This window comes from Streptomyces sp. NPDC002044 (genome assembly GCF_040296725.1).
Lineage (GTDB): Bacteria > Actinomycetota > Actinomycetes > Streptomycetales > Streptomycetaceae > Streptomyces > Streptomyces antarcticus.
Map to the genome: position 1 here is coordinate 1 of NZ_JBEOXU010000167.1, position 12,418 is coordinate 12,418.

General features: G+C 72.9%; 13 protein-coding genes. 10 read left to right on the forward strand and 3 right to left on the reverse strand.

Features of this window, described 5'->3' with window-relative positions:
* Positions 1–263 precede the first annotated feature (263 nt).
* Genes ABT106_RS27760 through ABT106_RS27780 form a run of 5 tightly spaced genes read left to right on the forward strand, consistent with a single transcriptional unit; the run spans position 264 to position 5,184 of the window.
* Positions 264–1,643 carry an NDP-hexose 2,3-dehydratase family protein gene (locus ABT106_RS27760; RefSeq protein ID WP_351282604.1) on the forward strand — a complete coding sequence of 460 codons (1,380 nt, stop codon included), beginning with the start codon at positions 264–266 and terminating at the stop codon, positions 1,641–1,643.
* The gene (locus ABT106_RS27765; protein WP_351282606.1) at positions 1,640–2,776 is read left to right on the forward strand and encodes a DegT/DnrJ/EryC1/StrS family aminotransferase; all 1,137 of its coding nucleotides are present in this window, start codon (positions 1,640–1,642) and stop codon (positions 2,774–2,776) included. Before ABT106_RS27760 ends, ABT106_RS27765 begins: the two co-directional genes overlap by 4 nt.
* Positions 2,777–2,804: 28 nt before the next feature.
* Complete coding sequence (locus tag ABT106_RS27770) at positions 2,805–3,548, forward strand: class I SAM-dependent methyltransferase (RefSeq protein WP_351282608.1); 744 nt, start codon at positions 2,805–2,807, stop codon at positions 3,546–3,548.
* Complete coding sequence (locus ABT106_RS27775) at positions 3,545–4,141, forward strand: dTDP-4-dehydrorhamnose 3,5-epimerase family protein (RefSeq protein WP_351282610.1); 597 nt, start codon at positions 3,545–3,547, stop codon at positions 4,139–4,141. The genes ABT106_RS27770 and ABT106_RS27775 overlap by 4 nt, the downstream gene beginning before the upstream one ends.
* On the forward strand, positions 4,138–5,184 hold the full coding sequence (locus ABT106_RS27780) for an NAD-dependent epimerase/dehydratase family protein (protein WP_351282612.1): 1,047 nt from the start codon (positions 4,138–4,140) through the stop codon (positions 5,182–5,184). The genes ABT106_RS27775 and ABT106_RS27780 overlap by 4 nt, the downstream gene beginning before the upstream one ends.
* A gap of 75 nt (positions 5,185–5,259) precedes the next feature.
* On the opposite strand, the gene ABT106_RS27785 is transcribed toward ABT106_RS27780, so the two are convergent.
* Positions 5,260–6,405, reverse strand: coding sequence for a nucleotide disphospho-sugar-binding domain-containing protein (locus tag ABT106_RS27785; RefSeq protein WP_351282614.1), 1,146 nt, complete (start codon positions 6,403–6,405; stop codon positions 5,260–5,262).
* 246 nt (positions 6,406–6,651) lie between these two features.
* On the opposite strand from ABT106_RS27785, the gene ABT106_RS27790 reads away from it, so the two are divergent.
* From ABT106_RS27790 to ABT106_RS27810, 5 genes are read left to right on the forward strand one after another with little or no spacing between them, the layout of a single operon-like run.
* Positions 6,652–7,917 (forward strand): beta-ketoacyl-[acyl-carrier-protein] synthase family protein, encoded by a 1,266-nt coding sequence (locus ABT106_RS27790; RefSeq protein WP_351282617.1) that lies wholly within the window; start codon positions 6,652–6,654, stop codon positions 7,915–7,917.
* Positions 7,914–9,119 carry a ketosynthase chain-length factor gene (locus tag ABT106_RS27795; RefSeq protein ID WP_351282619.1) on the forward strand — a complete coding sequence of 402 codons (1,206 nt, stop codon included), beginning with the start codon at positions 7,914–7,916 and terminating at the stop codon, positions 9,117–9,119. Before ABT106_RS27790 ends, ABT106_RS27795 begins: the two co-directional genes overlap by 4 nt.
* Before the next feature lie 14 nt (positions 9,120–9,133).
* Complete coding sequence (locus ABT106_RS27800; RefSeq protein ID WP_351282621.1) at positions 9,134–9,394, forward strand: acyl carrier protein; 261 nt, start codon at positions 9,134–9,136, stop codon at positions 9,392–9,394.
* Positions 9,394–10,317, forward strand: coding sequence for an aromatase/cyclase (locus ABT106_RS27805; protein ID WP_351282624.1), 924 nt, complete (start codon positions 9,394–9,396; stop codon positions 10,315–10,317). The genes ABT106_RS27800 and ABT106_RS27805 overlap by 1 nt, the downstream gene beginning before the upstream one ends.
* Positions 10,314–11,051 carry a 4'-phosphopantetheinyl transferase family protein gene (locus ABT106_RS27810; RefSeq protein WP_351282627.1) on the forward strand — a complete coding sequence of 246 codons (738 nt, stop codon included), beginning with the start codon at positions 10,314–10,316 and terminating at the stop codon, positions 11,049–11,051. The genes ABT106_RS27805 and ABT106_RS27810 overlap by 4 nt, the downstream gene beginning before the upstream one ends.
* Here the strand turns inward: ABT106_RS27810 and ABT106_RS27815 are convergent.
* Positions 11,035–12,024, reverse strand: coding sequence for a dTDP-glucose 4,6-dehydratase (locus ABT106_RS27815; RefSeq protein ID WP_351282629.1), 990 nt, complete (start codon positions 12,022–12,024; stop codon positions 11,035–11,037). The genes ABT106_RS27810 and ABT106_RS27815 overlap by 17 nt on opposite strands.
* A gap of 43 nt (positions 12,025–12,067) precedes the next feature.
* Positions 12,068–12,418, reverse strand: a 351-nt coding sequence (locus ABT106_RS27820; RefSeq protein ID WP_351282632.1) for a hypothetical protein, incomplete at its 5' end; no start/stop codon positions are given.

The window sequence follows — 12,418 nt, forward strand, 5'->3', positions numbered from 1 at the left end:
CCTGAGGAAAACCGTCCATCCGCCCCACCCCTTTACCTCGAAACCGGCTCACCCTGCGATGATCCGACCACCACTCGCATCCCACTCGCATCCCGGTCACACGTCACTCACAAGGAATTCGCAAGCCGCGATCGGGTCTTAACGAGACGCTGCCCGTCTGGCAGGATCAACGCCATGCGATTCTCCGTAATGGCTGCTTTCCTCGGAAATCTGATAATTATCGGAGGCCACGGCAGCGAAATTCCAGCACAGTGGGAGGCGGAATGTTCTCCGATATAGCCGAATTTCATGCCTGGTACGCGGACCGGTGCCGCGCACAGCCGTACCGGACCTGGAGGGTCGCGCTCGACGACCTCGACGGCTGGTTCACCGACCCGACGACCGGCAACCTCGTGCACCGCACGGGCCGGTTCTTCTCCGTGGAAGGTCTCGACGTGACGAGGTCGGGCCGCGCCGTGGAGGCGTGGCAGCAGCCGATCATCCTCCAGCCGGAACGCGGCGTCCTCGGCATCCTGGTCAAGGAGTTCGACGGCGTACCGCACTGCCTGCTCCAGGTGAAGATGGAGCCGGGCAACGTCAACGGCTTCCAGCTCTCCCCGACCGTGCAGGCGACGCGGAGCAACTTCACCGGGGTGCACGGCGGCAAGGCCGTCCCCTACCTGGAGCACTTCGTCTCACCGCGCTCCGGCCGGGTGCTCTCCGACGTCTTCCAGTCGGAACAGGCCTCGTGGTTCCTGGCCAAGCGCAACCGCAACATGATCGTGCAGGTCGCGGCCGATGCCGACGTCCCGCTCCTCGAGGACTTCTGCTGGCTGAGCTTCGATCAGGTCGCCACCCTGCTGGCCACGCCCAACCTCGTCAACATGGACACCCGCACGGTGCTCGCCGGGGCGGCGTCCGGCCGGCTGCTCGTCGGCCGTGACGCGCTCGCCGGGGACCCGGCCGGGGACACCTTCCGCGGTGCGCTGGCCCGTTCCTGGGAGGACGAGGACTCGCTCCACGCGACGGTCGAACTGCTCAGCTGGTTCACCGAGGCGAAGGGCCGCTGCACGCTGGCCCGGGAAGTCGTCCCCCTCTCGAAGATCGACGGCTGGTCGCACCGGGACGGGGAGCTCGTCCACGACCGTGACCAGCACTTCTCCGTCATCGGTGTGGGCGTGGAGACGAGCAGCCGGGAAGTCGCCCACTGGCAGCAGCCGATGTTCGAGCCGCGCAGCCGGGGAGTCATCGCCTTCCTCGTCCGGCGCGTACGCGGTGTGCTGCACCTGCTGGTGCAGGCACGCATCGAGACCGGGGCGTTCGACGGGGTGGAGATGGCGCCCACGGTCCAGTGCCAGCCCGACAACTACAGCGGGCTGACGCAGGACCACGCGCCCCTCTTCCTGAGCGCCGTCCTGGAGGCGCCGCCGGAGCGGATCCGCTTCGACAGCGTCCACTCCGAGGAGGGCGGCCGCTTCCACCACGCACAGAACCGCTACCTGCTGATCGAGGTGGAGGAGGACTTCCCGCTCGAAGTCCCCGAGAACTACACCTGGATCACCCTGCGCCAGCTCACCGAGTTCGTGCGCTACGGAAACCACCTGAACGTCGAGGCGAGGAGCCTTCTGACCTTCCTCGGGTTCTACAAGGAGGACGACGCGTGACCACCCATGTCTGGGACTACCTCCCCGAGTACGAGACCGAGCGGAAGGACATCCTCGACGCCGTCGAGACGGTCTTCGCCAGCGGCCGGCTGGTCCTCGGCGACAGCGTCCGCGGTTTCGAGGAGGAGTTCGCCGCCTACCACGGCCTCGCGCACTGCGTCGGCGTCGACAACGGCACCAACGCCGTGAAGCTGGCCCTGGAGGCGTTCGGAGTCGGCCGCGGCGACGAGGTGATCACCGTCTCGAACACGGCCGCACCCACGGTCGTGGCCATCGACGGGACCGGTGCCACCCCGGTCTTCGTCGACGTGCGCGCCGACGATTACCTGATGGACGTGGACCTCGTCGAGGCCGCGATCACCCCCCGCACCAAAGCGATCGTGCCCGTCCACCTGTACGGCCAGTGCGTGGACATGGACCCGCTGCGGCGCCTCGCCGACCAGTACGGCCTGGTCCTCGTGGAGGACTGCGCGCAGGCTCACGGCGCCCGCCGCGACGGGCGTCTCGCCGGGACGACGGGCGACGCCGCGGCGTTCTCCTTCTACCCCACCAAGGTCCTCGGCGCGTACGGCGACGGCGGCGCCGTGCTCACCGGCCGCGCCGAGGCGGACGAGAACCTGCGCCGGCTGCGCTACTACGGCATGGAGGAGGTCTACCACGTCGAGCGGACCCCCGGTCACAACAGCCGGCTCGACGAGGTGCAGGCCGAGATCCTGCGCCGCAAACTGACCCGTCTGGACACGTACATCGCGGACCGCCGGGCCGTCGCGCGGCGCTACGCCGAGGGGCTCGGCGACCTCTGCGGCCCCGGCGGGCTGGAGCTGCCCGAGGTGACCCCCGGCAACGAGCACGTCTACTACGTGTACGTCGTGCGCCACCCCCGCCGGGACGACGTCATCCGCGCCCTGAGGGAACGCCACGACATCGCGCTCAACATCAGCTATCCGTGGCCGGTCCACACCATGCGGGGCTTCGCCCACCTCGGCGTCCCGGTGGGCTCCCTGCCCGTGACCGAGCGGCTCGCCGGGCAGATCTTCTCGCTCCCGATGTACCCGTCCCTCGGCACGGACGTACAGGACGGGGTGATCGCCGCACTGCGCGACGTACTGACGTCCCTCGACACCCACCAGTAGCCACCGCGACGAAAGGCGGAGCGTTCCCATGTCCCTCAGCGCGGACACCGCGATCTACCGACGTGCCGACGTGTACCACGACTTCTACCGCGGCCGCGGCAAGGACTATCCGGCCGAGGCCGCGTACGTACGGGAGTTGATCCGGGCCCGCACCGCCGACTCCGATTCCCTGCTCGACGTCGCCTGCGGCACGGGCGCGCACCTGAACGCACTGGCGGGTGCCTTCCGCGAGGCCGCCGGGGTCGACCTCTCGCAGGAGATGCTCGACGTCGCCGCCCGCACCAACCCGGACCTCCCCTGGCTCCAGGGAGACATGCGCGACTTCCGGCTCGGCCGCACCTTCTCGGCCGTGACCTGCATGTTCAGTTCGATCGGCTACCTCCCGGACACCCACGGCCTGGACCGGGCCGTCCGCAACCTCGCGGACCACCTGGCCCCGGGCGGCGTGCTCGTCGTGGAGCCCTGGTGGTTCCCGGAACGGTTCCGCCCCGGCTGGGTGGGCGCCGACGTGGTCGAGCGGGAGGGCCGGACCATCGCCCGGGTCTCCCACACCGTCCGCGCCGGCGCGTCCAGCCGCATGGAGGTGCACTACACCGTCGCCTCCCCGGAGGCGGGCGTCGAGCACTTCACCGACGTCCACCTGATGAGCCTGTTCGAACGCGCCCAGTACGAGGACGCCTTCCGCCGGGCCGGCCTGGTCCCCGAGTACGTCACGCACGAGCTGTTCGGCCCCGGTCTCTTCGTCGCGACCCGTCAGGAGGACGCGGCGTGAAGGTGCGGGAGCTGGCCGTCGCCGGGGCGTACGAGTTCACCCCCGACGTCTTCCACGACGACCGCGGCAGCTTCGCCTCCCCGCACCAGGAGGAGGCGTTCGCCGCCGCGCTGGGACGGCCGCTGTTCCCGGTGGCGCAGGTCAGCAGCAGCCGCTCCCGCCGCGGGGTGGTCCGCGGCGTGCACTTCACCGCACTGCCCGGCTCGATGGCCAAGTACGTGTACTGCGCGGGCGGCCGGGCCCTCGACCACGTGATCGACGTACGGGAGGGCTCGCCCACCTACGGCCGGTCCGAGGCGGTCGAACTCTCCCCGGCGGCGGGCACCGCGCTGTACCTGCCGCCCGGCGTCGGTCATCTCTTCGTGGCGCTGGAGGACGAGACGGTCATGGTCTACCTGCTGTCCGCCGCCTACCGGGCGGACAAGGAGCGCGCCGTGCACCCCCTGGACCCGGCGCTCGGCCTGGACCTCCCGGCCGGTCTCGCCCCGGTCCTGTCCGACCGCGACCGGGACGCCCCCACGCTGGAGGCGGCCCGGGCCGCCGGGCTGCTGCCGCGGTACGCCGACGCGGTGGCCGCGGGAGGTACCCCGTGACGGGGCCGGTGACCGGGCCGGTGGCGGGCTTCGCCACCGCGCCCGGCGGCCCCCCGGAGCCGCTCGTCGTCGTGCTCGGCGCCTCGGGTTTCCTCGGCTCCGCCGTCGTCGAGGCGCTGGCCGGCCTGCCCGTACGGGTACGGGCCGTGTCGCGGCGGGAGACGGCCGTCCCGGCGGGCGGCGCCGCCCGGACCGAGGTCCTGCGGGCGGACCTGACCGCGCCGGGGGAACTGGCCCGGGCGGTGGCGGGCGCCGATGCCGTCCTGCCGCTCGCGGCGCTGATCCGGGGCGCGTCGGGCTGGCGGATCTCCGAGGACGACACGGCCGCCGAGCGCGTCCACGTCGGCATGGTCCGGGAGCTGGTCGACGTGCTCGGCGCCCGCCCCGGCGGCCGGTGCCCGGCGGTGGTGTTCCCCGGCAGCAACACCCAGGTGGGCCGCGGCGCCCCGGCCCGGATCGACGGGACCGAGGAGGACCGGCCCGAGGGCGTCTACGACCGGCAGAAGCACGAGGCCGAGCGGCTGCTCAAGGAAGCCACGGCGGCCGGGAGCCTGCGGGCGGTGAGCCTGCGCCTGCCGCCGCTGTTCGGCGCCCCCGCGGCGACCGCGGACGACCGCGGTGTCGTGTCGACCATGATCCGGCGGGCGCTGGCCGGGGAGCCGCTGACCATGTGGCACGACGGGACCATCCGGCGGGACGTGCTCTGCGTACAGGACGCCGCGCGGGCCTTCGTCGCGGCGCTCGCGCACTGCGACGTCCTCGCCGGCCGCCACTACCCGCTCGGCACCGGCCGGGCGGTCCCGCTGGGCGAGCTGTTCCTGGCCGTCGCGCGCGCCGTCGCGCGCCACACCGGCACCGATCCGGTCCGCGTCGTGTCGGTGCCCCCGCCGGCGCATGCCGACGTATCGGACTTCCGCAGCCTGGAGGTCGACCCGTCCGCGTTCACGGCCGCCACGGGCTGGCGGAGCCGGACCCCGCTGGACGAGGCCCTGGAGCGGACCGTGGCCGCCCTGGCCGGGGCGGCCGGAGCGGCCGCGCGCTGACCGGCCCGGGGCCGGGGCGGTACGCGCCCCGGGCCCGGGCCCGGAGGGATGCGCCGGGGATCCGTCCCCGTACCGCTACCGGGCGCGGAACGCCCCCACCAGCTCCTCCAGTACGCCGACCACCTCGGCGGGCGGGGGCTGCCGGGCGATCTCCTCGCTCACCGACCGGGCCCGTTCGCGGTACGACGGGTCGGACAGCAGCACGGCGGCGGCCCCGGCGATGTCCGCCGGAGTCTGCCGCGGCGCCGTGAGGGTGAGGGCCGCGCCGAAGTCCGAGACGCGCGAGCACGGCGGGACCATCTTCGGGATGGTCGGGACGAACAGCTGGGGAACGCCCGCGTGGAGCGCCGTCAGCGAGGTCTGGCCGCCGCCGTGGTGCACGATCAGGTCGCACGTCGCCAGCAGCGTGTCCAGCGCGAACCACCCGGCGCGCACCCCGCGGTCGGCGTCCCGCAGGGAGGCCGCGACCGCCTCCGGGGCGGCGATCACCACGTCCGCGCCGAGCGCGCCCAGCGCGGCGGCCAGTTCCCGCAGGCCGGCCGTCTCCTGCGCGTCGGAGACCCGGCTGCCCGCCGTCACGCAGACCCGCGGCCGCTCCGGGCGCCGGAGCACCCAGGACTCCAGCGGGCGGCGCTGGTTGTACGGGACGAAGCGCATCCCCTGGCGCGGCCCGGCCCCGGAGCCGCGCAGGCCCGGCGGGCAGATGTCGACCCACAGGTCGGCCGCGGGCAGCCCGTCCAGTCCCAGGGAGTCCAGCTCGGGCCGCAGTTCCGCGGCGGCGCCCAGGTCCATCTCCGGCGGCTCGCCGAGGTCCCATGTGTGGCGCACCCAGGGCACGCCCAGTTCGTGGGCGAGGAACGGGGCCGCGTAACAGAGCGAGCCGCCGACCACCAGGTCCGGTACCCAGTCGGCGACGAGCGTCCGGAGTTCCGGGAGGGTCGCGGCGGCCAGCCGGCCGAAGCCCCTTCCGTTGAAGTCGAGCCGTTCGCGCGGGTCGTCGGGGATCGAGAGCGGGCGCCCGTCGCGGTCGCTGAGCATGAAGCGGCGCATCGTCCCGTCGGTCACCGCCACCACGGGCAGGCCGACCGAGGTGGCCACCGGCGCCATGTCTTCGGGCGAGGCGAGCAGGACGTCGTGGCCGGCGAGCCGGGCGGCGGAGGCGAGGGGGGCCAGGGCGAACACCGTCGCGGGGCTGCCGCCGGTGAGGAAGAGGACCTTCATGGCGCAGAGGATGTGCCCGGCCGCTCGAATTCCGGTGGACTCCGCCTCCACTGCGGCTCCAGTTGTGGAGCGGACCTCAAGTGCTCCTTGAGCCGCCTGCGGCTGCCGCGGCCTAAGAAAGAGGCCGCGGGGAGTGTCGGCCCCGAGCGCCGTGAGGACGGCCGGACGGTTGCGGCAGGACCGCACCGGCCGGCGGCCGGCGCCCGGCGGCCGCCCGCCACCACTTCGAGGAGGAGACCGATTCCGATGTCCCGTCGTGTCGTGATAACCGGGATGGGCGTACGTGCGCCGGGGGGAGCAGGCACGAAGGAGTTCTGGAGCCTGCTCACCTCCGGCCGTACCGCCACCCGCCCCATCAGCTTCTTCGACCCGTCCCCCTACCGGTCCCGGATAGCGGGCGAGTGTGATTTCGACGCCCTGTCCGAGGGGCTCACCGTGCGGGAGATCCGCAGGATGGACCGGGCCACGCAGTTCGCCGTCGTCTGCGCGCGTGACGCCGTCTCCGACAGCGGAATCGACCCGGCGGCCCTGGACCCGCACCGGGTCGGGGTCAGCCTCGGCAGCGCCGTCGCCTCCGCCACCAGCCTGGAGAGCGAGTACCTGGTGCTCTCCGACTCGGGGAGGCAGTGGGAGGTCGACCCGGGCTACGCGTCACCGCACATGTACGACTACCTCACTCCCGGGATGATGCCGGCCGAGGTCGCCTGGACGGTGGGCGCCGAGGGCCCGGTGGCCCTCGTCTCCAACGGCTGCACCTCGGGACTCGACGCCGTCGGCAACGCCGTGCAGCTGATCGCCGACGGTACGGCCGACGTCATGATCGCCGGGGCGACGGACAGCCCGATCACCCCGATCGTGGTGTCCTCCTTCGACGCCATCAAGGCGACCACCGCCCGCAACGACGACCCGGAGCACGCTTCGCGGCCCTTCGACGCCACGCGCAACGGCTTCGTCCTGGCCGAGGGCGCGGCCGTGTTCGTCCTGGAGACCTACGAAGGGGCCCGCGCCCGGGGCGCGTCCATCTACGCCGAGGTCACCGGGTACGCCTCCCGCTGCAACGCCCACCACATGACGGGTCTGAAGCCGGACGGCCGGGAGATGGCCGAGGCCATCCGCGTCGCGCTGGACCGGGCCCGGCTCAACGGCGACCAGGTGGACTACGTGAACGCGCACGGCTCGGGCACCCGGCAGAACGACCGGCACGAGACGGCGGCCTTCAAGCGGGCCCTCGGCGATCACGCCTACCGCACGCCGATCAGCTCGATCAAGTCGATGGTGGGCCACTCGCTGGGCGCGATCGGCTCCATCGAGATCGCCGCGTGCGCGCTGGCCATCGCCCACAACGTCGTCCCGCCCACCGCCAACCTGCACGAGGCCGACCCCGAGTGCGACCTCGACTACGTACCGCTGACCGCCCGGGAACACCGGGTGGACACCGTGCTCAGCGTCGGCAGCGGGTTCGGCGGATTCCAGAGCGCGATGCTCCTCGAGCGCCCGAAGGGGGCGGCATGACCACCACCGTGGTGACCGGACTGGGCGTGGTCGCCCCCAACGGGATGGGGCACGAGGAGTTCTGGTCCGCCTCCCTGGGATCCCGCAGCGGGATCGGGGAGATCACCCGTTTCGACGCCTCCTCCTACCCGGCCCGGCTGGCCGGACAGGTGGCGGACTTCGACCCCCGGCGGCACCTGCCCGCCCGGCTGGTGCCGCAGACCGACCTGTCCACGCAGTTCGCGCTGACCGCGGCGGACTGGGCACTGACGGACGGCGGCGTCGACCCGTCCGCACTCGTCGACTACGACATGGGCGTGGTCACCTCCAGCGCGTTCGGCGGGTTCGAGTTCACCCACCGGGAGTTCGCCAAACTCTGGTCGAAGGGACCGGAGTTCGTGAGCGTCTACGAATCCTTCGCCTGGTTCTACGCCGTGCACACCGGCCAGGTGTCCATCCGGCACGGGCTGCGCGGGCCCAGCAAGGCTCTGGTGGCCGAGCAGGCCGGCGGTCTCGACGCCATCGGGCACGCCCGCAGGACGATCGTCGACGGCACCCCGATGGTCGTCACCGGCGGCGCCGACTCGGCCCTCGACCCCTGGGGGTGGACGGCCCTGCTCGCGGGAGGCCGGGTGAGCCCGTACGGGTACCGGCCGTTCGACCGCGAGGCGTCGGGACACGTTCCGGGCGAGGGCGGGGTGATGCTCGTACTGGAGGACGCCGAGGCCGCCCGCGGACGCGGTGCCCCGCAGGTGTACGGCGAGATCGCGGGCCATGCCTCGACCTTCGATCCGCCGCCCGGCTCGCCGCGCCCCCCGGGGCTGCGCCGGGCCGTGGAACTCGCCCTGGCGGACGCCGGGGTGGCGCCGCACGAAGTGGACGTGGTCTTCGCCGACGCGGCCGGGGTCCCCGGGCTGGACCGTCAGGAGGCGGACGTGATCCGGGCCGTGTTCGGGCCGGGCGGGGTGCCGGTGACGGCCCCCAAGACGCTGACCGGACGGCTGTTCTCCGGCGGCGGTCCCCTGGACGTGGTCGCGGCGCTGCTGACCGTCCGCGACGGGGTCGTCCCGCCGACCGCCGACACGGTCGAGGTCCCCCGCGACTACGGGATCGACCTGGTGCGCGGCGAACCCCGCCACGTGCCGGTATCCACCGCCCTCGTCCTCGCACGGGGCAAGTGGGGCTTCAACGCGGCCGTCGTGGTCCGCGCGTACAACGACTGAGAGGGACACCGACGATGAGCACCACCATGACGCTCGACGACCTGCGCCGCATCCTCGCCGAGTGCGTGGGCGTCGAGGACGACTCCGACCTGGCGGGCGACATCCTCGACGTGACGTTCGAGGACCTGGGATACGACTCGCTGGCGTTGCTGGAGACCACGGCGGCCGTCGGCCGCGAGTTCCGCGTCGAGATCCCGGAGGAGCGCAGCGAGGAGATGCAGACCCCCCGGGGGATGATCGACCTCGTCAACAGCCTGGACAAGGCGGCCGCCTGATGGCGCGCGCCACGCGGCACAGCCTGGTCTCCTCAGCGCCCGCCCGGGCGCTGTACGACCTCGCCGCGGACGTGAGCCGGTGGCCGGCCCTGTTCGCGCCGAGCGTCCACGCCCACCACCTGGAACTCGGCGACCGCACGGAGCGCTTCCGGCTGTGGGCCTCGGTCAACGGCGAGGTCAAGACCTGGGTCTCCCGGCGCGAACTCGATCCCGCGGGCCTGCGGATCCGGTTCCGCCAGGAGGTGAGCGCCGCCCCGATCGCTTCGATGTCCGGCGAGTGGATCTTCCTGCCGCTGCCCGGCGGGGGGACGGAGATCGTACTGCTGCACGAGTTCACCGCGGTCGGCGACGACCCCGCGACGGTCGACTGGATCAACGGCGCGCTGGACCGCAACAGCCCGGTCGAACTGGCCGCGCTGGCCCGCGTGGCCGAGCTGGCCACCGACGTGGAGGACGTGCTGTTCTCCTTCACCGACACGGCCACGCTGTCCTGCTCCGCGGAACGGGCCTACGCGTTCATCCACCGGGCGGACCAGTGGCCCGACCTGCTCCCGCACGTACGGCGGGTCACCCTGCGGACGGACTCCGCAGGGGTGCAGGACCTGGAGATGGACACGCTGACGGCGGACGGGTCGGCCCACACCACCCGGTCGGTGCGGGTGTGCGTGCCCGGCGAGCTGATCGCGTACAAGCAGGTGGTCCCGCCACGGCTGCTGCTCGGCCACAGCGGGCGCTGGGAGTTCACCGGCACCGCCGACGGCGCGGTCGTGACCGCCGAGCACACCGTGCTCATCGACCCGGAGGCGGTCGAGGCCCAGCTCGGTGCGGGCGCCACCCTCGCGGACGCCCGCCGGTTCCTGCGCACGGCGCTCGGCGGGAACAGCCGCACCACCCTGGAGTACGCGCAGAAGCACGCGGGGTGACCGCCGCGACCCCCCGCCCGCTCCTCGGCGGCCTGCTCCCGGACGGAGTGCGGGCCGCCGAGGTCTTCGGGGACGTGGAGAGCGTGCTGTTCCCCGAGGAACGGGCGGTCGTCGGCAGGGCGGTGGCCTCGCGGCAGCGGGAGTTCGCCACCGTCCGGCACTGTGCCCGGCAGGCCCTGTCGGCGCTGGGCCACCCGCCGGGGCCGTTGCTGCCCGGGGAGCGCGGTGCGCCCCGGTGGCCCGAGGGCGTGGTCGGCAGCATGACCCACTGCGCCGGATACCGCGCCGCCGCCGTCGCCCCGCGGCGGGAGGTGCTCGCCCTCGGCATCGATGCCACCCCGCACGGGCCCCTGCCGCGCGGGGTGCTCGCGGAGGTGGCCGGGGAGGAGGAGCGCCGGCACCTGGCGAAGCTCTCCCGCGTCCGGCCCGACGTGCACTGGGACCGGGTGCTGTTCAGCGCGAAGGAGGCGCTCTACAAGGCGTGGTTCCCCCTGTACGGATCGCACGGAACGCGGTGGGGGTTCAGGGACGCGCACGTGCGGCTGTGCCCGGGCCGCGGGGTGTTCACGTCCCGGCTGCCGGCCACCGGGGCCGGACCCGGCGGCGGTGAGGCCGAAGCCGAAGCCGAAGCCGACAACGGACGGCTCTGGACGGGCCGTTGGCTGACCGGGCGGGGCCTCGTGCTCACCGCCGTCGTGGGCGCGCCCGGCCGGTCCCTCACTCCGGCCAGCTGAGGCCGCGGCCGAAGTCGGGGTCGACCAGGTGCCGGCGGCCGTACCAGGCGATCGTCTCGGCCAGCCCCTCGGCGAAGCCGTGGACGGGCTCGTACCCCAGCTCCCCGCGGATCTTCGACCAGTCCACGCTGTTGCGCCGGGCGTCGCCCGGCCGTTCCACGAGCCACTCCACGTGGTCCCACCCGGCACCGCAGGCGGCCAGCACCGCGGCCGTGACGTCCCGGTCGCAGAGCTCGGCTCCGCCCCCCACGTTGTAGACCTCGCCGGGCCGGCCCGAGACGAGTACGGCCAGCAGCGCCCGGCAGTGGTCGTCGACGTGCAGCCGGTCGCGGACGCGCGAGCCGTCGCCGCGCAGCGGCAGTTGCCGGCCCTGGAGCAGGTGCGTGACGAACAGCGGGATCAGCATCTCCGGGAACTGGTGGCTGCCGTAGTTCTCCGTGCAGCGGGTGACACGGACGTCCATGCCGTACGTCCGGTGGTAGGCCAGCGCCAGCAGGTCGCTCGCCGCCCGGGCCGCCGCGTACGGCGTGCAGGGCCGCAGGGGGGCGGTCTCCGGCACGCTCCCGTCCGGCACCGGGCCGTACACCTCGGCCGTCGAGACGTGGACGAAGACACCGGTGCCGTGCCGGAGCGCGGCGTCGAGCAGGGTCTGCGTGCCGAGGACTTCGGTAGGTGCGAAGGTGCCGGCCGCGCGCGCGGACCCGGCCCCGTACGCCGCGGCCGCCAGGTGGACCACCGCCTGGTGTTCGGGCATCAGCTGGTCCACCACGGCCTCGTCGGTGATGTCGCCGTGCACGAAGCGGAACTCCGGGTGGTGCCGCACGGCGTGCAGGTTCTCCAGGCTTCCCGTGGCGGCGAGGCTGTCGAGCACCGTCACCCCCACCTCGGACCCGAGCGGCTGCTGCGGCCCGAGCACCTTCCTGACCAGGTGCGAACCCACGAATCCGGCTCCGCCGGTGACCAGGATCCTCACGACCGCATCCGCCCCTTGCCGTGGCCGGACAGGACGAGCGCCTTCACTCATACTCCTCGCGATCAGTGGAACGGGGCACGCCGCCTTTTCCGCACGCGGCACGGCGAGGAGGAAGGATAATCGAATCACCACCCGCCGCAAGCCACACGAGAACACTAAAGGGGTTTTCCGACGCGGGCAATCCGGCGAGGAGTCCGAAATCCGGATGCCGGACGGGGGTGGAAATACAGCCAATCCGCCGAATATAAATTCGGCCGTCTTTCCGGCCATGCTCCACCGGAACGGTGCGGATGTTCCATCGGGATGCGAGTGGGATGCGAGTGGTGGTCGGATCATCGCAGGGTGAGCCGGTTTCGAGGTAAAGGGGTGGGGCGGATGGACGGTTTTCCTCAGG

Excerpts from the sequence above, each read along its gene's own strand:
- ABT106_RS27770 (WP_351282608.1), top strand. The coding sequence starts at position 2,805 with ATGTCCCTCAGCGCGGACACCGCGATCTACCGACGTGCCGACGTGTAC.
- ABT106_RS27800 (WP_351282621.1), top strand. The coding sequence starts at position 9,134 with ATGAGCACCACCATGACGCTCGACGACCTGCGCCGCATCCTCGCCGAG.
- ABT106_RS27760 (WP_351282604.1), top strand. The coding sequence starts at position 264 with ATGTTCTCCGATATAGCCGAATTTCATGCCTGGTACGCGGACCGGTGC.
- ABT106_RS27795 (WP_351282619.1), top strand. The coding sequence starts at position 7,914 with ATGACCACCACCGTGGTGACCGGACTGGGCGTGGTCGCCCCCAACGGG.
- ABT106_RS27805 (WP_351282624.1), top strand. The coding sequence starts at position 9,394 with ATGGCGCGCGCCACGCGGCACAGCCTGGTCTCCTCAGCGCCCGCCCGG.
- ABT106_RS27790 (WP_351282617.1), top strand. The coding sequence starts at position 6,652 with ATGTCCCGTCGTGTCGTGATAACCGGGATGGGCGTACGTGCGCCGGGG.
- ABT106_RS27785 (WP_351282614.1), bottom strand. The coding sequence starts at position 6,405 with ATGAAGGTCCTCTTCCTCACCGGCGGCAGCCCCGCGACGGTGTTCGCC.